The following is a 25929-nucleotide window of genomic DNA, read 5'->3' on the forward strand; positions in this document are numbered from 1 at the left end:
CATATTGAGGAATAGAGTGCCATGTGGTTGAGTCGCTGCCATTTATTTGCCACCTGTACTGGTAAGCCAGTATGGTGCAACCCTTACTCAGGATTCCGCTTTTTTTTGGCGGCCTCCATGACATAACAAGGTCATCTGCCGATTCCCCAACCTGTGATGCAGCGATATTCGAACTTGTCTGGTATCGTTGATTCATCATTAAATTACTCAGGGGCAATCCTGCACATCTATTTAGAGATTTTAGGGTTAACAACGCAGAAAGTCTTTTCATTTCCCTCTCCAGACAGAAGTGAAAGCTATCAGGTGTGTCAGTGTAAAACTTTATTAAATGTTGCTAAATTGTAACCTTTCTATGCTTTTTTTACGGTTAATGCAAGCGCAAAACTTACAAAAAATTACATAGGCTGCTATTAATTCAAATCGGAATGATTGCCGATATCGTTACCCATTGTTTTTTTTATATTTTATATTTCGTAATATTTTAATGAATCGTTTGATACTTTTGCATCTCTTTCCAATTCGGCAAAATGCGTTTCATGCATTCGATTCAGAATTATTAATTTATATTCTGACTGTTCATTATTACAGAAAGAATCCGGACCTGACGTCTTTATCCCTGCGTGAAGCGGTGGGTGGGGATATCGAGGCGTAGTGCGAGACTGGAAACAGAATGGCCGCGATCAACGACCTGTTTCACTGTTTCGATTTTAAACGCTTCGGGATAACGCTTACCGCTCATGGACACCTCTCATTAAGTCATTTCTACTGACGCTGAGATGGCGGTTAAACCCGTGGCGATTGACTGAAAATGGGTGTCGATCCTTTAAAAGACATCAGGCCACACACTATCGCGGCTATTTTGGAATTCGTCTACAGTTCAGCTTACGACATCTGGAAAGAACGCGAGTCTGAAGCCACTTATTATAATGTTCTTGATGACGTTTTTTCTCTTATTGAAGAGGGGATAAATCACTCTTGTGTATCATAATCCATCAATCTCATGGGGTCGTTGCCCGATGCTGGCATTGATCAAAGCGATAAAACCCACCCAGCGTGCTCTTATTCCGCGTTTCAACTGGACGTGACGACCTGCCAGACGGGTTGTTATATCGCTCAAGGACACTGACTGAATTTGGGAAAATCACAGAGCGTTGGCTGACGGCATTCAACAGCCCGCGCTCTTATGCATGCCTCAACAAACTGACGCTTGAAAAACAGCGCCTGATGCTGGCGATCCGGAAATCGCAAAACCAGGTAAAGTTAAAACAACAACATGCCCCGCCCTGCACCAGAAGGCTAGTAGTGAATAATGAAAACAGGCGACAGTTTGAATCTTAAAAAAAACGCAATCTGTAGAGCATATACAGCACCAGATAGGCCGCTCTGGCATTGACGTTCATGACATGATACTTCACTTTCTCGCTTCTGTTTAACAGCCCCAGGACATTCTCAGGATAACGCTTCTCTTTAATACGCTTGATGCTGTTACGCACCTCATTAATATTCAGCGTGGTGTAGTACATCGCGGTCACGATCTGCATATCCAGCGTCAGCTTACGTTTGGTTATTCCAGTAGAAAAGCGGGCCATATCGCCGTTTTTATACTTAACCAGCAGCCTTTGATATAAGTCGTTGAGGTAATGTTTACGATCCAGCAGCTCTTCATACAGTACGCGTTTCTTTGAAAGCGAGTTCTCTACATCATCATAGTGATAGGAGGCACTGTCGAAAACAAACAGGTTATCGATGTAGTAGAAATAGTTAAGATTAAACAGGAGATCTTCACTCATCGAAATGCCTTTAGTGAAGCGAATACTAAAATCATCGATAATTTTTTTTCTGTAACACTTGTTATGAAGATAACCAATATTATCGCTGAGCTCTATCTCGCCCAGGACGGCCGGAATCTCGGGTTGCGTAAAATAACCGTAAGTCGAAAGGTCGCCTACGCGATCACACTTGAGGTTCCCTACCATCAGATCAACAGGTTGTGGAATGCCTGAGTAAAGGTGCTGATGAAATACAGCAAGAAAATCACTGTCAACCCAGTCGTCGGAATCGATAAAGATAACATAGTCACCCGATGCCGCTTCCAGTCCAGTATTGCGGGCGACGCTAACCCCGGCATTATCCTGAGTAATGACTTTAAAATTATTGTACTGTTTGAACTCCTCAAGGATCGCAGCGCAGTTATCTTTACTGCCATCATTGACCAGAATGATTTCATAATTTTTAAATGTCTGGAGAAGAAGGCTTTGCAGCGTACGCATCACCGTTTTCTCGGCATTATAAACCGGTATTATTATACTGAATAAATATTTATCATTCATTTTAAAACCTCGTAACCAGCATACGTCATGGCACTATCGGGCAGAGGAAAACTGGCGCTGTTTAGCCGCCTTCATTCCTTATCTCCCTGGAGAAAATGAGCTTTTTAATTATTTATAAATCCACGATCACAGTATAAAAGCGCTAAATTAAACTGACTGTAAACAGGTATAATTCCGGCATCGAAGATCAGTAATTAACCTTAATCAAATACTGTAGATAAAATAATGAATGAAATAATAAAGGCATACGTACGCCTCCCGCAGGTTTGCAGGATTATAAAAATAATATTTATCTGAAGCCTACAGATAATCGACGAGGAAATTAAATCTCAAAGAATGTATTTCAATATGATGAAAGGTATTATTTCTCAAAAATAATAATACCTTTCATAAAAGCTTAACTTACCGGCCAGAAAACAGGGTACGGTTAATCAGGAACCATAATTTACCCGGCTGGATGAATATTTTATGAATATTCATCATCGGCTGACCACGGAAAAAATAATTAAGAACGGTGAAAGCCATAAACTCGGTAATGACAACGCTTATCGCCGCTCCGGTGATGCCAAACAGCGGCACCAACGTTACCGTCGTTGCCAGACACACGGCCAACACACAAAACGTTTTTTTGATCAGATAACGATAACCGTTGTACTTGATGATGAATCTGTCCATTACGCTGCTCAGCACACCGAACATGGCACCAACGCTTAACAGCACCATGGGCGCAATTGCTTCGGTGTAGGCCGCGCCATAGAAATGCGCAATAAACCACGGGCCGACAAGGATGATGCCAAGGATCACACCAAGTGAAACGGCAATGACCAGCAACTGCAGTTTTTGGGCCCGCACCACGGCCACGTCAGGATCGCGTTCGGCAAACAGAGCCGGATAGAAAGAAGCCAGCAGCGCATTAGGCAAAAACACCCACGCCACTGACAACGTCATCGCGACCGAAAAAATACCCGCCTCTTTCAGGCCTAAAAACCAAGAGACGCTGAGCTGATTCAGTCGGGTGTAAATGGTAATCGCGATAACCGACATCACCAGCGAACGCCCGGCCTGAAGGATATAGCGGCTGTAACGGCGAATATGGCTCAGCCTGGGAAGCGGCGGTCGTACCTGAGAATGCCTGTGGTACCAGCCAAACACGCAAATTTTAATGACGAAAGGAATAAAAGTCGCCAGTACAATCGGAATCGCCAGCAACTCAGGTTCGAGCTGGTAGTACGAAATTCCATAGCGAATGCCCAGACTGATGAGCAGACCGGTCAGATTCGCCATGACATTCAGCCTGGCATTCAACACCGCTTCGTTATAGATGTTAATCAGGTCGATAGCAGAAAACAGGCAGGCCAGCGCGGCGGCGCAGATAAAGACAAAAGCCTGAGCACTCATCTCCTCACGCATCACGATGATGCCAATCACAGACAACACGCAGTAGATGGCAAAGACCAGCATGACGGCGGGCACCATAAGCCGGATGCCAGAGCGGTGGTTCTGCGCAATGCGTTTGAGCAGAATGACGTCGCAGCCCATCATGGCAACCGACTGGATAAACTGGAATATCAGCATCGAAATCGCGATGACGCCGAACGTCACAGGCCCCACGTATTTCGCCACAAAAGAGGTGACGAACATCAGCCCAAAGACGGCAACCAGCTTCTCAATAATCATCCACAGGGAGTTTTGTAGCTTCTGTTTCACGACCGTGCCCTCAGCACATTCTGTGCGAAGTGACGCAGCCCCGATACCAGCCGCGGAGACAGAAAGAAAAAGGTGAAGTACAGGCTCCATGCATCCGGAATGACACCGGCGGCGCAATAAGCACGGTAATTTTGACGGTAGAGATCGATATATTGCTTAACAAACGCAGCGTTGAACTCCCTACTGTGCAGTGCTTTGTAAATGTGCGAAGCGGTCACCTTCAGGAACAAAAAGTAGTAAAAGCGTTCATGGGGGCGCAGCAGCAGCATTTTAATTCCTGCAAACGCCCGGACATAGGTGAAGTGTTTTTCTTTAAGATCCGAACGCGTGGCAGAGTTTCTTGATTCGACATAGTGATAAACCACACGACGGCTAAACACGACCTGCCCGTGGCGCGCAGCAGACAAATAACTGATGACAAACAACAGATCTTCAAAGTTAAAGATATCTTCACGGAAGCGCAACTGCTGCTGCTGCACGATGTCTCGGCGGAAAAACTTATCGCAAAGACCGTGCCTGGGCGTGTGATACAGCAGTTCACTTATCGCCTTATCCGCACTCATACAGCGCTGTGTGTCGTTTTCTGTTACCTCTGACAGAGGTTCCCCATCATGAGAAAACGTACGCGATTCGCCTACGGCTAAAATTGCATCGTCCTTCATGAGCATCAGCCAGGTATCAAGTACACGTGGGGGCAGGAAATCGTCAACATCAACGAAAGAAATAAAGGTACCCTTTGCGGCGTCCAGCCCACAGTTACGCGCTGAAGAAACCCCGCCATTAGGCTTATCGATGATCAATACACCAGGATAATTCTGGTATTCATTCAACAGTTCAAGTGAATTATCGCTGGATCCATCATTCACCAGAATCAGTTCACAGCGCTCAGCCTGTGGCTGCTTAAGAATACTCTTAACGCAGCGCGCAATAAATTCGGCGCCATTGTAAACGGGCACAATAAATGACACTAAAGGGCCCTGCTGATTATTAATCATATAACCTCTGGTGTGACAAATTTATTAAAATGAAATGCAGAGAGATGGCCAGTTAGTCCCAACTATTTTTTATTTGAACAATTTTTGGCTACTCTAAATCAGTCGTATGTAGGCACATCGTCAATTTTTGTATCAAAATGTTTTAAAGAACTCCAGTGATAAAAAAAACCAAAAAAAACAAAACAATAACAGATAAATTAGGAGTATTCTGTAATTTATAAAGGACCTGGAATACCGTCTGAAATGCACAAAGGATGGTATATTCCACTTTACACAAATGCGGATCGTTTTCGCAATAAGCCGGCTCTACAAACCGCCCCACAATGCGAAATCAGGACTCTCTTAATCGTAGTCTTACGGGGAGGAAGTGAGGATTCTGTCTCAGGAATAAGAATATCCTTATAATAGCCATCAAAATGCTAAAGGCGGCATAACTAAAAAAACAGCAAAGTCCACAACTAAATAAATATATAAAGCAGAAGACGCCATCGTGTTTAATTAACGTTTAACTTCATGCATCGGTGTATTGAAGATATATCGCCACGCTAAATATTCACGCGGCTGATATATCGAATACTCTTTTTTGCTTAAACGGCCTGTTTTTTTAAACATCACATTTTGGCCGGTAGCCGTCATGCTCACACGGGCCTATGAGCACGCACTATGTATTGTACCTAAATCGAAACAGGCTGAGGGCCAATCAACTGCCGCGTGATTAAGGCTGTTGTCAGCGGGCACAGTGGTTTTCAGGATCGGGGCAACTGACAACGCCCTGGCGTCGGACCATCAGTACCATTGCGCCCATCACGCCAACAGCAACAGAGGCGAGTTCCGGGCGCTGATTCGTCGCACGGCAAACGCCCTAACCTGTATGCTGATGTTTGGCGCATCCCTGGCAGCCCCCACAACCCACTGAGGTTGCCACGCTGGAAAAAGGCGTCACCTTCACGCGCGTGCTGAATCGCCGCAGCAGAACAAACACCACAGCGTTGACCATTACGACACCGATCAGGCAAAGCGCACTCACGCCAGGGTGGCTGCGGAAGCTGACGCTCTGATAAAACAGCGTGGCGACGGAATAGGCGACGTTTAAACCCCAAAAGAATGAAAACAGCATCCAGTTTCTTCCAGCCTCGCGGGCAATCGCCCCCATAACCGAGACGCAGGGCACGTAAAGCAGCACAAAAATTAAGTAGCTGTAAGCGGCAAAGCCGTTGCCAAACTTCGCACTCATCACGCCCATCTGCCTGGCATTTATTTCACTGTCTCCTTTGCTGGCCTCGATAGGATTTGCCAGCGCGCTCAGGCGAAACGCCGCTTGCAGACTGTTGCCGGTTTCTGTGAGTGCGTCGCCCAGCTCACCTAACAGATCAAAGTGCTGCGGATCAAAGGCACCGCTTTGCACATCTTCTCCGACATAGAGGCTGTTCAGCGTTCCAACCACCACTTCCTTTGCCATAATGCCGGTGACCAGGCCCACAGTGGCCTGCCAGTTATCCGGAGTGATCCCGATTGGCCGCAGTGCTGGCGTGACGACTTTGCTGGCTGAGGCCAGGGCGGACTGGTTGATATTGTCCACCGTCGATCCGTTAAACGAAAAGCTGCTGAGCAGACCGATAACCATGCTCACTAAAATGATGACCCGTCCGGCACGGATGATAAACATTTTCAGGCGCTGCCAGGTCTGGATCAGCAGGCTCTTGAGATGGGGACGATGATAGACGGGCAGCTCCATCACAAACGGAGACGCTTCTCCACGCAGCAGCGTATGTTTCAGGATCAACCCGGTGATAATCGCCACAGCAATGCCCAGCACGTAAAGGGAAAAGACCAGGCTGGCGCTGTAAGCCCCAAAAAACGTGGCGGCAAATACAGCAAAAATGGCCAGACGAGCGCCGCAGGACATAAAGGGCGCAATCAGCACCGTAAGTAAGCGCTCACGGGGTGTATCGAGCGTGCGGGCGCCCATAACGGATGGCACATTGCAGCCAAAGCCGACGATTAAGGGAACAAAGGATTTACCGGGCAGGCCCAGCGACTGCATCAGGCGATCGATAACAAATGCCGCACGCGCCATGTAACCGGAGTCTTCCAGAAAAGAGAGAAACAGATACATTAGGCCAATCTGCGGCAGAATCGGTAGCACGGTATTGATTCCGGCACCGATTCCCTGTGCCAGAAATACCGTCACCCAGTCGGGAAAGTGAAAGTGAAAACCCAGCCATTGCGTGCCATGAATAAACAGCGCCACCGAACCGCTATCGAATAGTGGCTGGAGGGCGGCACCAATATTGATCGACAGAACAAACATCAGGTACATCACACCCAGAAAAACTGGAATACCTGCCCACCGGTTGAGCACGATGCTGTCCAGTCCTTCAGTCAGCGTGCCCGGCGCCGACTGCTGAATATTACTGACGGCGGCACAGAGCGTCGCAATGGCCTGATAACGGCTGTCGGCGATCACCATCGCCGGATCGCCGCCAGCCGCCTCAACAATCTCGGGCAAATGCGCTACGGCCGCAGGACAAACCTCACGGCTGTGAACATCGCCTTCCAGTAGCTGTAACGCCAGCCAGCGCTGTTTTTGCGCGCTGATATCGCCGGGCATCATAGCGCGGAGCCGGGAAATCGCTGCTTCGATCCCGGACGGGTACACCACCGGCGGCGGCGCGATCTCTTTTTGCCAGCTATCAATGGCGTCTTTCAGCTTAGCGATGCCGTCAGCACGGGTAGAAGTCAGGGTGACAACCGGACAGCCCAGACGGGCTGAGAGTGCAGCGATATCAATGCGAATGTTATGGCTGGCCGCAATGTCCTGCATAGTCAGCGCCACAATGCAGGGAACCCCCAGTTCCAGTAACTGAAACGTCAGGAAAAGATGGCTCTCCAGGTTTGAACTGTCGATCACGTTCACAATCAGGTCGGCGTGATCGTCAAACAGGTATCGGCAGGCGATGCTTTCATCAACAGAGCCGTCCGCCGAACAGGTGGTGAGCGAGCGGGTGCCTGGCAAATCCACCAGTCGCACATCCGTTGTGGCGGTAAAAAACTGCCCTTCTTTACGTTCGACAGTGACGCCGGCCCAGTTGCCGACGCGCTGACGTGCGCCAGTAAGCTGGTTAAACAGCGTGGTTTTGCCGGTATTTGGGTTGCCAATCAGGCCTAGAGTCAATGTTTTCATCAGCGTATTTCTTCCAGCATGACGGACGCCAGGTCCTGCTGCCTGACCGCAAGGCTCACGCGACGCGTGCGGACCTGAACGGGATCGCCCAGCGGTGCGATCCGAACGACCTCAATCAGCGTGCCGGGTAACATGCCCATAGTTAATAATTTTTGCCGCCAGGCGGGATGAATAGAATGTTGGTATCCCCTGATGCGATAGGTTGTACCTGGTGTAATTTGCATGGCCTTATCCGTTCCGGTAACAGCAGAAAGGGATTATACAAATGATAACTATTCTTGTTTATTGATCTGGATGGGCAGAACCCCAGGAAAGCAGAAATGAATGGGGTGGTGGCGATCGGGATAAGCGGGCCTGTTCAACAACGGGCCGTGGCCAGCGCAAGGCCGTGCGCTGGCCGGGTTTGTTACATGGCCGCCTGCCTGTCTGACTTAAATAAAATTAAACCTTGCTTAATACGTTCAACCTCTATAGTGTAGCGACATCGGTTTGGAACACAGACCTTATGAAAGCAGTTTTAGTAAAGCAGTCCTCAGTTCAAGCGTCATTCCCAGATGCCCTTCTTCATGAGCCTCCTCCTAAGTGCCCAATAAGTAAAATCTGCAAAACAGGCCATCTTCGTCACCTTGCGTGGCTCAAAATGAAAAGGACACATCTATGTCAACTAAAATGACTGGTTTAGTAAAATGGTTTAACGCTGATAAAGGCTTCGGCTTTATTTCTCCTCAGGACGGCAGCAAAGATGTATTCGTACATTTCTCTGCTATTCAGAGCAGCGATTTCAAAACATTAGATGAAGGCCAGAAAGTGGAGTTCTCAATCGAGAACGGTCCTAAAGGTCCTTCAGCTGGCAATGTTGTTGCTCTGTAACAGCTGATGCCCTCACGACCGCTTACGATAGCGATGATGGCAACAGCCTGAGCAGTTAAGTCGTTGTGAAAAGAACCCGCCTTGTGCGGGTTTTTTTATGCCTGTCATAAACTGCATTCGCCCTTGCTGCAGCCTTCCAGAATATTGTTCGCCCTCCATTGCGCCAGCACGCCTGACATCCGCTAACCTCTGCATCGCTTGCACGAATAACGCCAGTGGGAGAAAAGCGCCGGGCATCAGGTTTTCATTATTATTTCAAAGCGTTATTATATTCACGTGAAAATACAGGCATCGGGTGTGCAAAATAACGACGCATGGGCGCAAACCGTGGACCTTTTTATTATTCTCAGATCACAATAATGTATCTGATGGTACATTTTAGCCGCGCTGCCTTTTATCATTGAGACGATGTTCCCCAAGGGCTCGCTAACATTTTCTCTCTTCAGAAAAGCCGCTTTTATTTCTTAGTTATTGTCATAGATCACATTATTTATCGCGTCACTATTAAGCTAATCATTTTAATACCGATAAACCTGTATCACCTTTTACCGGGATTACTGCAATGCTTAAAAACCTTAAAATCACGACGGGTATTGTTGCCGTGTTATTTCTTTTTAGTGCGCTATTGACCATTACGGGCTTTCTTTTTTATTCCTCTGTCAGTCAGGCCGGGCGCAATTTCTCGCATACTGAACAACTTACGCTGCAGCAACAACAGTTGAGCGACAGTGTACAAACGCTGATTAAAACCCGCGTGACGATCAGCCGCGTGGCGATTCGCTTCCTTAAAAACCAGAAAGATCCGGCGTCACTGGCGTCTATTGCCAAACTGCTGGAGGTGGCAAAACAATCCGCCGATAAAGCTGATGAGTATTTCCAGGCTTATAAGACCGCACCCGCATTACCGGGTCAGCATGCTGAGGTGACAAAAAATGTCGAGGCGGCTTACAACAAGATGCACGAAACAATGCTCGCCTCAGTAGACTTCCTGAAAAATAATAACTATCAGGGTTACGGGAATCTTGATGCGCAGGAAGCTCAGGATAATCTGGATAAGGCTTATCAGACATGGCGCAGTGCGAACTACCAGTTAATGAAGCAGATAGCCGCTGAAAACGATAGCAACTACAGTAATATGCTGTGGACGTTGCTGATTATCGCGATCATTGCCCTTGTCACCGTTGCCACTGTTTGGGCCGGTCTGAGAACCCTGCTGCTGAAACCGCTGAGCATGGCGACGGATTACATGCGTGCTATCTCTGCCGGTGATCTGACTCAGGAGATCGCCAGTGAGAGTCAAAATGAAACCGGCAGACTGCTTCGCCAGCTCGAAGAGATGCGCAGTGCGCTGGTTGTCACCATCCGCTCTGTGGATGATGCCACGCAGTCAATTTTTACCGGCGCGGCAGAAGTTTCTGCCGGCAGTACCGATCTCTCCTCGCGCACCGAACAACAGGCCGCAGCCCTTGAGGAAACCGCAGCCAGCATGGAGCAGCTCACCTCAACGGTAAAACTGAACGCGGAAAATGCTCAGCAGGCAACCACCATGGCGAAAGATGCCTCCGTGATGGCCTCGCAGGGTGGGCAAATCGTCGCGAAGGTGATCGCCAACATTGAACAGATAAGTGAAAGCTCAAAACAGATCGCCAGCATTATTGGCATTATTGACAGCATCGCCTTCCAGACCAATATCCTGGCGCTTAACGCCGCAGTGGAAGCCGCGCGTGCGGGCGAGCAGGGACGTGGTTTTGCTGTGGTGGCCGGTGAAGTGCGGTCTCTGGCCGGTCGCAGCGCCAGCGCGGCCCAGGAAATACGCACGCTGATTGACCAGTCCACCCAACGCGTAAACAGTGGTTCGACGCACGCCTCAGAAGCAGGCGATGTGATGGGCAGCATTGTGAATTCCGTTAACAGCGTGACGCAGTTGATGGCAGAGATTGCCTCAGCCTCGGCCGAGCAGACGCGCGGCATTGAGCAGGTGAGTAAAGCGGTATCTGAAATGGACGGCGTCACGCAGCAAAACGCCGCGCTGGTTGAAGAGTCGGCCAGTGCCGCTGCATCGCTGGAGGATCAGGCAACGCAGTTACGCCAGTCGGTAGCGGTGTTTAACACAGGCAGAACCCCGGCCGCAGGTCAGAATGTGCTGCGTAAACCATCGCTGAAGAAGCCTTTAGCGGAGAGCACTAGCGCTGGCCTGTCAGCGGAAAACTGGCAGTCCTTCTGATTGCATTGCTGCGGGGCAAGTGCCTGCCCCGCAGCATCGCGTTTTAGTGACCAGAAACGTCAATGACCTTCGTATCCTTGCCCCAACCAGATAAAAATGCTGACGAGACCAGCGCCGGATGCACGCCTGTCACCACCACATCGACTAACGCTGATGCAACAAAAGGATCGTCATCCAGCATAGTCCTGACGGCATGCTCATCGGGTGCCGCCGCTAATACCAGTCCGCCGCGCTGATGCTCCAGGGGGCCGGCAAATATCACCTTGCCTGCTTTGATATTGTCAGCCAGCCATGCTTTATGACCTGGATTGTATTTTTCTCGTTCCGCTTCAGAACGACGATAAATGAGCGTGATAACGTAAAGCATGAGCTATCCTCCGATTTATTACAGATTTAGGGACTGAATAAGCGTCGCGGCAGCATGGCGAGCGTTATCCATTTCGCGCAGCAGAATTGCTTCGCCTTTTGACGCCCCTTCTGCACGAACAAAATGAATGTTCTTGATGCCTAGAAATCCAAAAAAGGCAGAGAGATAGCGCTCCTGAAAATCCATATCTTCAAACTGACCACCGTGGTAAAAGCCGCCTCGTGCTGAAGCAATAATCACGGTTCGCCCACCGGATAATCCTACCGGACCGTTCTCGGTGTATTTGAAGGTCTTGCCTGCCTGAGCGAGCCGATCCAGCCAGGCTTTAAGCTGAGTTGGCACCGAGAAGTTATACATAGGTGCACCTACCAGGATGACGTCACTGGCAAGGAATTCCGCCACCAGGCTTTCAGATAATCGATGCTGCTGGATAACGCGCTCATCGAACACGTCTCCGTCCAGCGATCTGAATCCTGCTGCAATGGGTCCTGTAAGGTGGCTGATCTCATCCGCTACCACGTCGCGGTAAACCACGTGAGTATCCGGGTATTTTTCAGTCAGTCTGCTAGCGATATCTGCCGTCAATTGACGAGTAACGGATTGCGCTTGAAGAATACTGGCGTCGATATGAAGTAATCGGATCATGTCATTCCCCTGGTAAAGTTAACGCTACGGAGTGGTAAGGGTCCTGGCGGCGCGATCTATCAAAGCCGCAACCTGTTCAGGATGTGAAACAAGAGACATATGACTGGAGGCGATGCGCTCAATGCTGGCTCCGATGGAGGCAGCAATGCGCGTCTGGACGGCAGGCGGTAGCGCCTTGTCATCTGTGGTCAGCAAATACCATGAGGGTTTGCTTTTCCATGCGGCCCGTTTCACCTTGTCATCAAACGCCCGCGCCGCTATGGGCTGCTGGACCGCAGTCAGTTCACGCACCAGTGCTTCAGGCACGTCACCGGCCATGATCTCAGCGAAATGGTCTGCACTATCGAGCCAGATCAGTCCATGACTGTCAGCCAACATCCCTGTCATCGGGGCATGAAGTCGCTGCAACAGATCGGCGGCAGATTCACCGCTGTCAGGCACCAGCGCAGAGAGAAACACCATCCCTTTGACCTTTGGATCATTTGCCGCGTCGGCAACCACCACCCCGCCCCAGGAATGCCCCACCAGCAGCACCGGCCCCTGTTGACGCGCAATGACATGCTCAGTGGCATTGACATCATCCTGCAGCGAGGTCAGCGGATTCTGTACGGCAGTAACGTGATAGCCTTTATGCTGAAGCTGGGTAATCACGGCTTTCCAGCTTGAGCCATCGGTAAAAGCGCCGTGAACTAACACAATGTTTTTGATGGCTGCTGCCTCCGCCATGATTTGCGTGCTGAGTAACGTCAGGCCCAGCAGAACGGCGAGTTTTAAACGTATCGCTTTTCCTGTTTTTCCCCACATCCGTCTTTCCACCCATTAGCCGTTATCATGCAGACCATCGTAACCCTGTAAAAAACACCTTGTAAGATGGCGAACTGGACAATTAACATGCAAAACTCGCCATTAAGAGGAAAACGCATATGCGCATTGCGATTGTGGCGCTGGAAGGCAGCCTGTCTTCAGCGATTAACGGGTTTTGTGACACCTTATGGATTGCTCGCCAGGTTATCGCTTCCCGCCCCGACTATGCTGAACGCGTTGCCAGCACGCTGTTAGAAACGCAAATTGTCAGCGCAGATGGTCAACCGGTTCGGGATGCGCAAGGCCGATGGCTTCATGTCGATGGGGATTTTGCCCAGGCCGCTCAGGCCGACATCGTACTGGTAGGTGGAATGGCGCTCGGCAGCGACAGGTTTCCGCTTCATGCCGGTGCGGTCACGCATGCGGCGCAGTGGATAAAAAAAATGCATCAGCAGGGCGCAACGGTAGGTGCCGCCTGCGCTGGGGGTTTAGTGCTGGGCGAGGCGGGATTGCTCGATCGCCGACGTTGTACCACCACCTGGTGGCTTTTTCCTACACTGCGGGAGCGTTACCCTCACGCCCGTCCTGTCTGGGGAAAAACGCTGGAACAGCAGGACAACATTATTACCACAGGCGGCCCGCTTTCCTGGACCGCCCTCACGTTGCACCTGCTCCAGACGATGCTGGGGGCTGACATTACCAGACAGATTGCCGATATGACGGTGGCTGATGCCCAACCCTTGTCGCAACGTCTCTACGCACCGCCCGGCTTTATCAATACCCAGCACCCCTTGCTCATGCGGGCTGAAGAGATTATTCGTTATCAAAACCCCGGCATTACGGCAGAACAGTTGGCATCCGCCCTGCATACCAGCGAACGCACGCTTCACCGCAAAATGAAATCGCTGACCGGGGAAAGCCCCAAGACCTTCATCACCCGGGTAAGAATTGAAGGTGCCTGTATTCAGTTGGAAAACCCCGCCGTGAGCATTCGCAAAGTAGCGGCCGACTGCGGTTATTCGGATGAGACGAGTTTTCGTAAAGCATTTAGCCAGATGATGGAGATGACGCCGCTGCGTTATCGCCAGTGGATAGCTGCACGCGCGTCATCTGAGATCCGGTGATGAGCGGAGCGCGTGCAGCGCCGCCCAACTGGCCTCTTTAATGCTGCCGTCTTTACCAAACAGCAGCGGCCCGGTCGCCAGCGCGTCCCCCGCCTTCGGTGTCGCAGCCGTGCGGTGCGGCGTATCCCAAACGCCCCACGTTAAAATGGCGGCAACGCCCGCCTCCAGAACCAGTGAAAGATAGCGTTTATACAGCGCGGCAACCGCCATCGGCCGGCTCTCCATCGGCACGCTGCTGTCATCCACGTCCAGTTCGGTGATGTACACCTTCAGGCCAAGCGATTTCACGTCGTGAATAAATGCCGCCAGCCCCGGCCCAAAAGCGGGATGGGGACCGGCTTTGAGATGAGACTGGATGCCGAGCGCGCCAATCGGAATATGTCTGGACTGCAAGTCGCGCAGCATAGCCAGTACCGCCGCCCGTTTCCTTTGTCCACTCACATCGTCACTTTCCAGCCCGTAATCGTTGTAACAGATGACCGCATGGGGATCGGCCTGGTGCAGCGCCTCGCAGGCAATATCCATATAACGCGTACCAAGCCGCTGATACCAGAAACTGTTGCGCCATCCACCAGGTTGTCCGTCGGCGAGATTGATGATTTCGTTAGCCACGTCCCAACTGTGAATCTGCCCGCGGTAGCGGCCCGCAACGGTCGCTATATGCTGCCTCAAAACCTTCTCCAGCTCAGCCTCATCAGCAATAGCCTGTACCCAGTCCGGCAGGGCGCGGTGCCAGCAAAACGTATGCCCGCGAAGCCTTATCCCCTGCTCGCGGGCAAAGGCGGCGATCGCATCGGGCCCGGCGAAATCGTAGCGATCGCGCGCGGGATGGACGGCCATCCATTTCAGCGCATTTTCCGGCACGATAATGCTCGCCTGACTCGCCACAAACTGCCGATAGTGCGCATCGGATTGCAGACTGTCGGGCCTGACGGCAAAGCCAAACAGCCGATGACTTTGCGCCGCAACAGTTTTAAGGGCGGGAAAAGGTGGGATGGATGCCAGAACTGGCAACGGCAGCGCGCCCGCCAGCATCAGCGCCGCGCTGCTTTTCAGAAACCGGCGTCGGCATGGCGAGGTTGAGGTAAAGACGGTATCGGTAAGACGTAGCGCCACGATGCCTCCGGATTCCAGTGGGCAATATTCCGGCCACGTTGGCCCGGCCCCTGCTTTTTTATAGCGCCAAACGACCTCGCCGTCTGCCGCGATTCTTTGCATTCTGGTTAAGATGGGTTTCAGACTGTAAAAAATGCAAGGTCAGGTTCCGTGCCGGGAAAAGATGGCCTTATCAGCTGGCATCGCCGGCGCCTGATGGCGGGCAAAACAGATGAAAATACGTTCCCTTTCATCTGCCCTATACGGGCTAAATTCATCTCACCCTTCTCATCCGTCTCGGCACATTGCATTCGCCTGGCGCACGGGTTGATAAGCCGAATTAAATAACGAGGATTTTCCTTTGCTAAGCTGAAAGATATACCTTATTCGTTTAACCAAGGAGAATGCTATGACGCAGCTTAAAACCCGCCAGCTCGGCAACAGTGGTATCAACGTGCCGCTTCTGACTTTTGGCGGCAATGTGTTTGGCTGGACGGTAGACGAGAAAACCTCGTTTTCCCTACTTGATGCGCTGGTTGAAAAAGGTCTGTTCTTTATTGATACCGCAGACGTCTATTCCCGCTGGGCACCAGGCAATCAGGGTGGCGAGTCAGAAACCATCATCGGCAAATGGCTGAAGAAAAGCGGCAAACGCGACAAGATCGTGCTGGCGACAAAAGTCGGTATAGAGATGTCGCCAGAGAAAAAAGGGCTGAAACCCGCCTATATTCGCCAGGCCGTGGAGGATTCCCTGCGCCGCCTGCAAACGGATGTTATCGACCTCTATCAGGCACATCGTGACGACGAATCCACGCCGCTGGCCGATACGCTGGGCACTTTCGACGCACTGGTGAAAGAAGGAAAAGTGCGGGCGCTGGGTGCATCCAATTACAGCGCGCAGCGGTTGCAGGCGGCGCTGGATATCAGCAAGCAGCAGGGGCTGGCGCGCTATGAAACCCTGCAGCCGGAATACAACCTTTACGACCGTGAAGGTTATGAAAGTGAACTGGAGCAGGTCGCACGCGACAACCACCTTGGCGTGATCAATTACTATGCGCTGGCCAGCGGCTTTCTGAGCGGTAAATACAAGAAACCTCAGGATGCCGCGAAAAGTCAGCGCGGCCAGGGCATTGTGGATAAATACCTGAACGAACGCGGCTTGCGGATTGTTGAGGCGCTCGAAGATGTCGCCGCCTCGCATGATGCTTCGGCTACTCAGGTTGCACTGGCCTGGCTGATTGCCCGTCCGGGTATTACGGCACCGATCGTCAGCGCCACCTCCCTGCAACAGCTTGATGAACTGGTAAAGGCAACGGAACTGGCCTTAAGTAAGCAGGAGATTGAAGAACTCTCCCGCGCCAGCAAAGCCTGAGGCGAAAGGGATGCTCCGGCATCCCTTTTTTTACGCTGCCTCGCAATAAATGCCTTTTCTGTTAAAAACATATTCGTTCAGAGAGAGCTGTCACACTTGCGTTAATTACTTATTATCTTGACGTTATATACGCACGGATTTGCAAAAATTGACATTTAGTCAGCATTATTCTCTGCCCTGTCAATTACTGTCATTCACACAAGAATAATGATTATGAATATGCAAAAAGCAGTGCAGTTTATGCCTCGCCTGGCCGCGGGCACCCTGATGTTTACGATGCTAAGCGCCTCCGCGCTGGCCGCCGATGCCTTCAGCTACGATTCACCTTATCTGTTTGGTGACTGGAACGGTTCGCGAACACAGCTGGAACAAGACGGCATTAAATTAGACGTTAATTACACCATGGAAAGCGCCGCTAATCTGGGCGGCGGCGCCGATACCCATACCTCAATGCGTTACAGCGATCAGTGGGCTTTCGGGGCCAATTTTGACCTGCAAAAACTCCTCGACTGGCAGGATACTCAGTTCCAGGTGACCATCACCGATCGTAATGGTCGCAACATCTCCGATCAGGTTGCCGACCGTCGCACCGGGATGCTCTCTTCGACACAGGAAGTCTACGGCCGCGGCCAGACCTGGCGACTGACGCAGTTCTGGTTAAGCAAAGGCCTTTTCGATAACACAGTGAATGTTAAAGCCGGCCGCGTTACCGTCGGAGAAGACTTCGATAATTTCGACAGCAAGTTTCAGAACCTGGCATTCGGCAGCGGTCAGGCCGGTAACTGGCGCGGCGATCGCTGGTTTAACTGGCCGGTATCCCAGTGGGGCGGACGGGTGAAGGTTAACTTTACCCCTGAGGTCTTTTTCCAGGTTGGTTTCTATAATCAGAACCGCGCGAACTACGACCGGGGCGACGGCTTCCGTCTTGATACCAGCAATTCTGAAGGCAATCTGGTGCCGGTCGAACTGGGCTGGAAACCGACTTTCGGACCGGAGAAGCTGCCGGGTAATTATCGCATCGGCTACTACTACTCGTCGGCAAATGGCGATAACTACGGCAGCTGGCGTGATGGCGCCTATCAGAGCAAAGACCATGCCTACGGCGGCTATGTGCTGTTACAGCAGCAGCTTACGGCACAAGGCGGTGATGCCAGCCGTGGCCTGGGCGTCAGCCTTCAGGCGGTCATGAACGATCATAAAACCTCTAAAACAGATAACTACCAGTCCATCAGCTTCACCTGGAAAGGGCCGTTTGATGCCCGTCCGCAGGATGAGATTGGTGTGGGGGCCGCGCGTATTCACGTTAACAGCGCCTATACCCGCTCGCTGCGTGCGCAGAACGATGCCAGCGGCCAGACTGACTTTACGAGTCCAACCTACCTGCCCATCCAGGAGGGGTCGGAATACAATTATGAGATTTACTACAACGCCCAGTTGACCAGGTGGCTGCAGTTGCGTCCTAACCTGCAATACGTTGTTGCGCCGGGCGCCGTCAGTGAGGTGAAAGATGCCTTTGTGGGTGGAATCAGCGCTAACGTGAACTTCTGATTCCGCCTTCATGCCAGCCGGGCAGGTGACCGCATCCGGCTGGCTGGTTTTATCGTGCACGTGGCAGCGCCCCGGCGTGCCGCGCTGGCTCACCTGGCCCCGTGCGAGTGACCTCCCCTTCCTCTGCCAGCAATATGCGCAATATTTTGCAAATCATGCCTCATGTGATGCGATATAACCGTATCACACGCGTTCAGACTGTCAAAAAAAATGAAAACCTACGTCAGCAAAGCTTTCTCAGCCGAAAAGGCCTGGGGCGCCCTCGACATTGCTAATTTTGAAGGCACAACCGTGCGCCTTCACTGGACAGACAGGCCTTACAAATGGCATATCAATGATGGCCAGGAAGTGTTTGCCGTTATGGATGGTTGCGTTGACATGCATTACAAGGAAGCGGGAGAAACGAAGACAATTCGTCTCGAAACGGGCGATATTTTCTATGCCAGTATCGGTACCGAGCATGTCGCCCATCCCCAGGGTGAAGCGCGAGTGCTGGTGATCGAAAAAGAAGGTTCAGTCTAATTCTGCTGGATTGCCCTTCTGCCCTTCTGCCCGTCGGGCTGAGGGCAATCCACCACACCGTCTACAGGACCGTCGCCATGAATGCGTTAATCAGTCTTGAGGATCTGGGGCCACGCATCTGCATTATGGGGCCGTCTAACAGCGGAAAATCAACGCTTGCGACCGCGATCTCACATCACACCGCCCTGCCTGCCATTCATCTTGACCAACTTTATCACCTGCCCAATACCCACTGGCAGCCAAGAGAGAAGGCTGAGTTTTTGCATTTACATCATCAGGCTATTCACCGGGATTGTTGGGTAATGGACGGCAACTACACAGCCTGTCTTAACGAACGACTGGCGCGAGCAACCGGCTATATTCTGCTTGATGTCCCAATGCCCGCCAGCTTGCTGCGTTACGTCAGACGCTGTTACGCCAGTGCCAACCGGCCGGGCGCACTTGAGGGCAGTGTGGATAAGGTGAACTGGGCGATGATAAAGCACATCGCGTTGATAACGCCGGGAAACCGCAGGCGCTATAAAACGCGCTACCCGCACATCGATCTGCCCAAATGCTTTTTGCAGGGCACAAAGGCGATTGATGAGGCTTACAGGCGCTGGAATTTGGCTGTGTAATCCGCGTATTCTTGTCCGGGATCGGTCGTGTCTGGCCCGGTTGTATGGTGGGAGGCGTTGCGCCTTACCGCGTCCGGTGCAGCCAACCTGGCCTCTGCCGGTGAAGCGCGATGTCCGGTCGTTTTTATTCTGATGACAATGCCCTTTCGCGACGCTAACAGGCAGGGAGACAGTGAAATGGAAATAATACTGGCAGAAGACAGCCACGTTCCGGCAATACAACAGATTTACGCCCATCACGTATTACAGGGCACGGGCAGTTTTGAAATCGTCCCGCCCGACGAGGCAGAGATAGCCAGCCGGCTGGAAAAACTTCGCGCCGCCGGGCTGCCCTGGTTCGTCGCCCTCAGTGAAGGACAGGTTTGTGGCTACTGTTATCTGAGCTTTTACCGGCCCCGTTATGCCTATCGTTTCACCCTGGAGGATTCCCTGTATATTGCGCCCGCGTTCCAGGGAAAAGGCATTGGCAAACGCCTGCTGGCCCATGCTATTCACTGGGCTGAGTCCCGCGGCTTTCGCCAGATGGTGGGAAACGTAGGTGACAGTGCCAATGTGGCCTCTATCGCCCTGCACCGTGCCGCCGGTTTTACCGTGACCGGCACATTAACGTCGGTGGGGTTCAAGCATGGCCGCTGGCTGGATACGGTGCTGATGCAGCGCACGCTCGGTGACGGAGACAGCACGCTACCTGAAAACTAAGCCTGGCTCGGCAGGCCTGCTGTACCGAAAAGGGCGTTTTCAGGCGGTGAAGCCCAGCTCTTCTGAAATGGCCTGCGCCGTGGCAACCACCTTCGCCATCAGATGCTTCGCGCCAATCTGCTGCAGCTTGGCCGTCGGCAGGGATACCGAAACCGCATAAGGGACACGCTGCTGAATATCGAACACCGGTGCCGCAATGCAGGTGACGCCCAGTTCATTTTCTTCGCGATCCATCGCGGTGCGCTGCTGAAGAATATCGTTGAGTTCCTGCTGCATCTCGGGCAGCGTGGTAATGGTATTTTTCGTCAGTTGCTCAATGCTGTCCTGATGGTTTTGCCAGTATTGCAGCAGGTACTCTTCGCTGCCCCAGGCCAGAAAAATTTTGCCCATGGCTGAACAGTAGAGCGGCATATGCTGACCGATGTAGGCGCGGGTGCGCATCATGCCCGTAGTAGGTTCTAACTTGTTGATCAAGACAACGTGATCGTCTTCGCGGCTGGAGAAGTTCACGGTTTCACCCACGTCTAGGTTGAGTTTTTCCAGATGTGGCCCTGCAACGTGAATAATATTGAGCGACGACAGCGCCTTCTGACCGACTGAAATAAACTTGGTGGTTAAGCGGTAACTCCCGGGCGAAGGTGCCTGGGTCACGTAACCGCTGCTGTGCAGCCCCTGCAACAGGCGATGTACGGTGCTTTTGTTCATTCCAGACAGTTCAGCAAGATGGGCTAGCGGGCAACCGTTAGGATAATTACTTAACAATTCTATTAACTGCAGGCCACGAAACAGGCTTTGTGTCCCTAAGGGTTTATCGCTCTTCGTTTCCTTTGCTTTATCCACTTTCACCGCCATCCACCGACCCTCTCCATTTCTCACTTCCTGAACGCGCTAACGCATGATGTTAACTCAAGGCTTACCGACAGGGAATCTTTAGCTTTTTAGTGTGGTCGGGCGCACGCTTCTCGTCGTGACAGAAGTGCGCTGTTCATCACAAATTCAAAACAATATTTTAACTTACTGTTTCTTATAGATAAATATCCACCCTCCTTCTTTGCTTTTCCCCGGCGTCAGGAATACTATTTTTTGGAATAGTATTTCACATATTGAAATTAGCAACGAGCGGTCGCCGCTCTTGCTGCCGATACTCACCAGGCGTCACGGGAGGCAGAAATGCAACCTCATCCGGATAAACCGGTTCTTACACTCAGCCATATCACCAAACGCTTTGGCGGCAACCCCGCGGTTAATGATGTGAGTCTGGACGTCTTCCCCGGCGAGGTGGTGGCGCTACTGGGGGAAAACGGCGCAGGTAAATCCACCCTGATCAAAGTGCTGGCTGGCGTGTATACCAGCGATGAGGGGCAGATTACCTTTCAGGGAAACGTCACGGCATCCGCCGCCGCGTTGAAAACGGCAACCAGCCAGCCCATCGCGTTTATTCACCAGGACCTGGGGCTGATTGAGTGGATGACCGTGGCGGAAAATATGGCACTGGTGATGGGATTCAACCGCCGCTTTGGCCTGGTCAACTGGCGGGCGGTGCGTGAGCGGGCGCGTTCGGCGCTGGAGGAAGTCGGTATTCAGCTGGACCCCGATGCCCGCGTGTTTGAACTGTCGCGGACAGAGAAATCGCTGCTGGCCATCGCCCGTGCCGTCGCGGTCAACGCCGAAGTGCTGGTGCTGGATGAGCCCACCGCCTCGCTGCCCGCCAACGACGTGCGCCACCTGTTTGGCGTGATTGAACGCCTGAAAAGCCGCAACGTCGGCATGATTTACGTGACACATCGCCTGGATGAGGTGATCGAAATTGCCGACCGTATTTGCGTGATGCGAGACGGTAAACGCGTTGCGGAAGGCGTCACGGCAGATTACAAGCTTCACGATCTGGTGGAAATGATTGTGGGCGAGGCGCTGGAGAGTAACCAGCGCCTCGCGCTGCCCGAGGCGCGGCCGCCGGTGCTGTCGCTGAATCAGCTGTGCATTGACGAAGTCGGGCCGGTTTCTTTTAGCCTGCAGCCAGGCGAGATGCTGGCGCTGGCAGGACTGCGCGGAGCCGGTCAGGAAGAAATAGGCCGAATGCTGTTTGGCCTGAAGCAGGCCACCAGCGGACAGGTTATTTTTCGCGACAACCCCTGCCACCCACGCTCTCCCCGTGAGGCGATGGCAGCGGGCATCTCACTGGTGGCAGGCGACCGCACGGGCGAAAGTCTGGTGATGTCGATGAGCGTGCGTGAAAACCTGTTTATTAATCCCTGCGCCAGCGGTCATCGGCTGATATCGCACTATGGTCGCCGCGCCGAGGTAGGCGCCAGCTGGTGGAAAGTCCAGCTGTTCGACGTGCGTCCCAAAGACGTCAACCTGGATATCAGCGCCCTGTCCGGCGGCAACCAGCAGAAAGTGGTCATGGCCCGCTGGATGCACCTCAACGCGCCGCTACTGATTCTTGAAGATCCTACCGCTGGCGTGGATGTCGGCGCACGCGAAGAGATTTATCACCTGCTCAATAAAGCCCTCGCCGAAGGCGTGGCGGTGCTGGTGATTTCCAATGACCTTGAAGAAATTGCTCATATCTGCAACCGCGCGCTGGTGTTTAACCGGGGCCAGGTGGTGGGTGAGCTGAGAAATGAACAGGTTACGTTTGCAGGTTTACTGGAGCTGGCCTCGGCCAGTTCTGCTGCTCCATTAGCTACCGTCTGAACAGGCAGTCAGGAGAAACGAAATGTCTAAAACCTCGGTGAAGTCCACCGCGCTCGAACAACGGGTCAGCCTTGCTCAGCATGGCTTTGCGCCGTGGTCGATGCAGATCCTCACCCGCTACGGGCTACTGCTGTTATGTGTGCTGTTAGCGTTACTGTTTTCAGTTCTGTCCCCCACCTTCGCTTCGATGTTGACCGTACAGGCGATTCTGTCCAGTAAGGCAAAAATTGCGCTGCTGGCGCTGGCGGCCACCTTGCCAATGATCGTTGGCAAAATCGACCTCAACGTCGGTTTTGGCATCGTGCTGTGGCACATCCTGGCCATTACGCTGCAGGTGGAATATGGCTTTTCCTGGCAGATGGCGGTGCTGACAGTGCTGGTGTTGTCGGCCCTGTATGGCCTGCTTAACGGCATCCTGGTCGCGCTGGCAGACATTGACAGCTTCGTCGCCACGCTGGGCTCCGGGACGGTGCTGTATGCCATTGCGCTGTGGCACTCCGGCGGCCGACAAATTGTGGGTGATTTACCGGATGCGTTCAGCGCGCTGCACAGCACGGAAATCCTTGGCATTCCGATTGGCGCATTCTATGTGCTGGGCCTGGCGCTGGCGTTATGGCTGGTCACCGAGCATACGCCGCTGGGAAGATGCATGTATGCCGTGGGCGGTAATCCCGTCGCGGCACGCCTCAACGGCATCGCCGTTAATAAGTACGTCATTGGATCCTTTATCGCCTCCAGCGTCATTACCGGCTTCAGCGGCGTGCTGATTGCCGCAGAACAGGGCGTCGGCCAGGCCAGCGTCGGGATGGATTACCTGCTGCCTGCCTTAGTGGGCGCCTTTCTGGGCAGCACCACCATTCGTCCGGGACGGGTTAACGTTTGGGGCACCGTAGTGGGCATCGCCATTCTGGCTATTGGTATCGCCGGTATTCAGCAGTTTGGCGGCGCCTTCTGGGTTGAACCCTTATTTAACGGTGCCACGCTGTTGCTGTCGATTACGCTTGCCGGCTACGCCCAGCGTCGCCGTATGTTGAACCAAAAAGCTGTCGTGCGTAGTCAGAGCACGCCAGCAACAACACCTGACCCACAGCAAAAAACCATCACACCAGGGAACTCATTATGAAAAATCCGGTATTTGGTCTTTCTCTCGTTGCCATGCTGGTCGCCTCACTGCCCGCTCATGCAGACAGCTACCTGGAACAGGCCACCGCGGCCGTCGCCAAAGCCACGTCCAGCGCCACCACCTGGGACGGCCCTACCACGGGGCCGAAACTCCAGGCGAACAAGAAACTGATTTTTATCGCCTCAGATATGAAAAATGGCGGTGTACAGGGGGTTCAGCAGGGGCTGAGCGAGGCGGCGAAAGTGGCGGGCTGGAAGCTGGATACGCTGGACGGTGCGGGATCGGTGAAAGATCAGCTTGCCGCGCTGAATCAGGCTATTGCCCAGCGCCCTGACGGCATCATTATTGGCGGCTGGAACCCCAACGTCGCCAAAATGCCGCTCAAAAAAGCGGTCCAGCAAAAGATAGTGCTGATGGCCTGGCATGCGGAGCCACAGCCAGGCCCGATTAAGCAGTACGGCATTACGGATAACATTACTTCTGACTCAAATGAGGTTGCCCGCCTGGCGGCACAGTACGCGGTGGTGAAATCAGGCGGTAAAGCTCAGGTCATCATCTTTACCGACTCGCTGTACAAAATCGCGCTGGATAAAGCCAATGCGATGAAGCAGGAAATTGAAAAGTGCAGCGAGTGTAAGGTCATCGACTTTATTGACACGCCGCTGGCCGATACCTCTAACCGTATGCCGTCGCTCACCTTCAGCTTGTTACAGAAGTACGGCGACCGCTGGCAGTACTCGCTGGCGATTAACGATCTCTATTTTGACTTCATGGCACCGGCGCTGAAAACCGCAGGCAAGGGGGGCAAAAACGCGCCATACAATATCTCTGCGGGCGACGGGTCTGTCTCGGCCTTCCAGCGTATTCGCAATGGTGAAAGCCAGTCGGCAACCGTGGCGGAACCGTTAAAACTCCACGGCTGGCAGTTGCTGGATGAGTTCAACCGCGCCTTCGCTGGTCAGCCGCCTTCCGGCTATGTCACGCCTGCGCACTTAATTACTCAGGAAAATATTAGCCGGGATGGCGGACCGCAAAATAACTACGACCCCGAAAACGGTTATCAGCAGCACTATAAAACCATTTGGGGCGTGAAGTAACGGAGGCCAGCAGCATGCAGGTAGAAAAACTGTGTTCCCCTGCCATCTGGGCCGAAGGCCCGGTATGGCTGCCGCAGCACGATGCGGTGGTATTCAGCGATGTCAAAGGCAACCGCATGTACTGCTGGCAGCGCAACGGTGAGCTCAGCATCTGGCGTCATCACGCTAACTATGCCAACGGCAATGCCCGGGATGGGCAGGGACGCGTAGTTAGCTGCGAACACGGCCGCCGGGCTATCAGCCGGACCGAACTGGATGGCACGGTCAACGTGTTGATCGACAAAGTAGAGGGCAAGCGCTTTAACTCGCCCAACGATCTGGCGATCCGCGCCGATGGCACCATCTGGTTTACCGATCCGCCTTACGGGATCGTTAACGATCACGAAGGCTATCTGGCCCCGAGTCAGGTGATTGGCTGCTATCTCTACTGCTTCGATCCCGCCTCCGGGCAGCTCAGTATTGCAGCCAGCGATCTGCAACGGCCTAACGGGCTGGCGTTTTCGCCCGACGAGAGCCTGCTGTATGTTGCCGATATGTCGGTGGTGGACTTTCCAACCCTGGGGCGCCACCAGCTCCGGGTCTATCAGGTTAAAGGACGCGAGCTGTCGCCCGGCCAGTTTTTTGCCGATGTCACGCCGGGCTTCCCGGACGGATTCTGTGTCGATTCTCACGGCGACATTTACTGTAGCTGCGCAGACGGCGTGATTATTTTTAACCCTGACGGAGAGCGCAAAGGCAAAATTCCGATCCCTGAAACGGTATCCAACTGCACATTGGGTGGGCCGGATAATAATGAACTCTATATCACCGCAAACACGTCGCTCTACCGGGTAAGGCTGCCCTAAGCCGTCTGCTCAGGCAGGGATGCCGCACGCGTCAATCAGGTCAGCCTCTGTTGGGCTGACCGGC

At 52.6% G+C, this 25929-nt stretch carries 22 protein-coding genes and 1 pseudogene; 12 read left to right on the top strand and 11 right to left on the bottom strand.

Going from position 1 to position 25929, the window contains the following annotated elements:
- Positions 1-533: 533 nt before the first annotated feature.
- The 6 genes and pseudogenes from AAIE03_RS16100 to feoA all read right to left on the bottom strand — a co-directional run.
- Positions 534-745 (bottom strand): annotated as a pseudogene (locus AAIE03_RS16100) (transposase); the annotation flags it as partial.
- A 589-nt stretch (positions 746-1334) separates the two neighbouring features.
- Positions 1335-2330 (bottom strand): glycosyltransferase family 2 protein, encoded by a 996-nt coding sequence (locus AAIE03_RS16105; RefSeq protein WP_014595139.1) that lies wholly within the window; start codon positions 2328-2330, stop codon positions 1335-1337.
- Between the two features lie 402 nt (positions 2331-2732).
- Positions 2733-4037 carry an oligosaccharide flippase family protein gene (locus AAIE03_RS16110; RefSeq protein WP_014606871.1) on the bottom strand — a complete coding sequence of 435 codons (1305 nt, stop codon included), beginning with the start codon at positions 4035-4037 and terminating at the stop codon, positions 2733-2735.
- A complete protein-coding gene (locus AAIE03_RS16115) occupies positions 4034-5032 on the bottom strand; it encodes a glycosyltransferase family 2 protein (protein WP_015701205.1) in 999 nt (332 codons plus the stop codon). The genes AAIE03_RS16110 and AAIE03_RS16115 overlap by 4 nt, the downstream gene beginning before the upstream one ends.
- Before the next feature lie 862 nt (positions 5033-5894).
- The gene (feoB, locus tag AAIE03_RS16120) at positions 5895-8216 is read right to left on the bottom strand and encodes a Fe(2+) transporter permease subunit FeoB (RefSeq protein WP_029570896.1); all 2322 of its coding nucleotides are present in this window, start codon (positions 8214-8216) and stop codon (positions 5895-5897) included.
- Positions 8216-8440: a ferrous iron transporter A gene (gene feoA / locus AAIE03_RS16125; protein ID WP_013024283.1), complete on the bottom strand. Its 225-nt coding sequence runs from the start codon at positions 8438-8440 to the stop codon at positions 8216-8218. The genes feoB and feoA overlap by 1 nt, the downstream gene beginning before the upstream one ends.
- A 433-nt stretch (positions 8441-8873) precedes the next feature.
- On the opposite strand from feoA, the gene cspE reads away from it, so the two are divergent.
- Both cspE and AAIE03_RS16135 read left to right on the top strand, forming a co-directional pair.
- Positions 8874-9086, top strand: a complete 213-nt coding sequence (gene cspE, locus AAIE03_RS16130) for a transcription antiterminator/RNA stability regulator CspE (RefSeq protein ID WP_014606872.1) — start codon at positions 8874-8876, stop codon at positions 9084-9086.
- Between the two features lie 562 nt (positions 9087-9648).
- Complete coding sequence (locus AAIE03_RS16135) at positions 9649-11310, top strand: methyl-accepting chemotaxis protein (RefSeq protein ID WP_013024281.1); 1662 nt, start codon at positions 9649-9651, stop codon at positions 11308-11310.
- 43 nt (positions 11311-11353) lie between these two features.
- Here AAIE03_RS16135 and AAIE03_RS16140 read toward each other — a convergent pair whose 3' ends face one another.
- Genes AAIE03_RS16140 through AAIE03_RS16150 form a run of 3 tightly spaced genes read right to left on the bottom strand, consistent with a single transcriptional unit; the run spans position 11354 to position 13126 of the window.
- Positions 11354-11677, bottom strand: a complete 324-nt coding sequence (locus tag AAIE03_RS16140; RefSeq protein WP_013024280.1) for a YciI family protein — start codon at positions 11675-11677, stop codon at positions 11354-11356.
- Positions 11678-11695: 18 nt separating this feature from the next.
- Complete coding sequence (locus AAIE03_RS16145; RefSeq protein ID WP_013024279.1) at positions 11696-12322, bottom strand: FMN-dependent NADH-azoreductase; 627 nt, start codon at positions 12320-12322, stop codon at positions 11696-11698.
- A gap of 24 nt (positions 12323-12346) precedes the next feature.
- Complete coding sequence (locus tag AAIE03_RS16150; protein ID WP_014595134.1) at positions 12347-13126, bottom strand: alpha/beta fold hydrolase; 780 nt, start codon at positions 13124-13126, stop codon at positions 12347-12349.
- Between the two features lie 119 nt (positions 13127-13245).
- Here AAIE03_RS16150 and AAIE03_RS16155 point away from each other — a divergent pair, with 119 nt between their 5' ends.
- Positions 13246-14250: a GlxA family transcriptional regulator gene (locus tag AAIE03_RS16155; RefSeq protein ID WP_013024277.1), complete on the top strand. Its 1005-nt coding sequence runs from the start codon at positions 13246-13248 to the stop codon at positions 14248-14250.
- Here the strand turns inward: AAIE03_RS16155 and AAIE03_RS16160 are convergent.
- Positions 14233-15366, bottom strand: a complete 1134-nt coding sequence (locus tag AAIE03_RS16160; protein ID WP_228225441.1) for an endo-1,4-beta-xylanase — start codon at positions 15364-15366, stop codon at positions 14233-14235. The two genes, AAIE03_RS16155 and AAIE03_RS16160, sit on opposite strands and share 18 nt — an antisense overlap.
- Before the next feature lie 388 nt (positions 15367-15754).
- On the opposite strand from AAIE03_RS16160, the gene AAIE03_RS16165 reads away from it, so the two are divergent.
- From AAIE03_RS16165 to AAIE03_RS16185, 5 genes are all read left to right on the top strand, one after another.
- On the top strand, positions 15755-16717 hold the full coding sequence (locus AAIE03_RS16165) for an aldo/keto reductase (protein WP_013024275.1): 963 nt from the start codon (positions 15755-15757) through the stop codon (positions 16715-16717).
- Positions 16718-16924: 207 nt separating this feature from the next.
- Entirely contained in the window at positions 16925-18265 is a 1341-nt protein-coding gene (locus AAIE03_RS16170) for a carbohydrate porin (protein WP_013024274.1), read from the top strand.
- Positions 18266-18475: 210 nt separating this feature from the next.
- Positions 18476-18787 (top strand): cupin domain-containing protein, encoded by a 312-nt coding sequence (locus AAIE03_RS16175; protein ID WP_014606875.1) that lies wholly within the window; start codon positions 18476-18478, stop codon positions 18785-18787.
- Positions 18788-18864: 77 nt separating this feature from the next.
- Positions 18865-19404, top strand: a complete 540-nt coding sequence (locus AAIE03_RS16180; protein WP_013024272.1) for a P-loop NTPase family protein — start codon at positions 18865-18867, stop codon at positions 19402-19404.
- A gap of 177 nt (positions 19405-19581) precedes the next feature.
- Positions 19582-20103: a GNAT family N-acetyltransferase gene (locus AAIE03_RS16185; RefSeq protein WP_024471391.1), complete on the top strand. Its 522-nt coding sequence runs from the start codon at positions 19582-19584 to the stop codon at positions 20101-20103.
- 39 nt (positions 20104-20142) lie between these two features.
- On the opposite strand, the gene AAIE03_RS16190 is transcribed toward AAIE03_RS16185, so the two are convergent.
- A complete protein-coding gene (locus AAIE03_RS16190; RefSeq protein ID WP_014595130.1) occupies positions 20143-20955 on the bottom strand; it encodes an IclR family transcriptional regulator in 813 nt (270 codons plus the stop codon).
- 318 nt (positions 20956-21273) lie between these two features.
- Here AAIE03_RS16190 and AAIE03_RS16195 point away from each other — a divergent pair, with 318 nt between their 5' ends.
- From AAIE03_RS16195 to AAIE03_RS16210, 4 genes are read left to right on the top strand one after another with little or no spacing between them, the layout of a single operon-like run.
- Positions 21274-22800, top strand: a complete 1527-nt coding sequence (locus AAIE03_RS16195; RefSeq protein ID WP_013024269.1) for a sugar ABC transporter ATP-binding protein — start codon at positions 21274-21276, stop codon at positions 22798-22800.
- A gap of 22 nt (positions 22801-22822) precedes the next feature.
- The gene (locus tag AAIE03_RS16200) at positions 22823-23923 is read left to right on the top strand and encodes an ABC transporter permease (RefSeq protein WP_013024268.1); all 1101 of its coding nucleotides are present in this window, start codon (positions 22823-22825) and stop codon (positions 23921-23923) included.
- Entirely contained in the window at positions 23920-25020 is a 1101-nt protein-coding gene (locus AAIE03_RS16205) for an ABC transporter substrate-binding protein (RefSeq protein WP_013024267.1), read from the top strand. The genes AAIE03_RS16200 and AAIE03_RS16205 overlap by 4 nt, the downstream gene beginning before the upstream one ends.
- A 14-nt stretch (positions 25021-25034) precedes the next feature.
- Positions 25035-25865 carry an SMP-30/gluconolactonase/LRE family protein gene (locus AAIE03_RS16210; RefSeq protein ID WP_014595129.1) on the top strand — a complete coding sequence of 277 codons (831 nt, stop codon included), beginning with the start codon at positions 25035-25037 and terminating at the stop codon, positions 25863-25865.
- Positions 25866-25929 lie beyond the last annotated feature (64 nt).

Source organism: Pantoea sp. Ae19-2 (assembly GCF_059801205.1).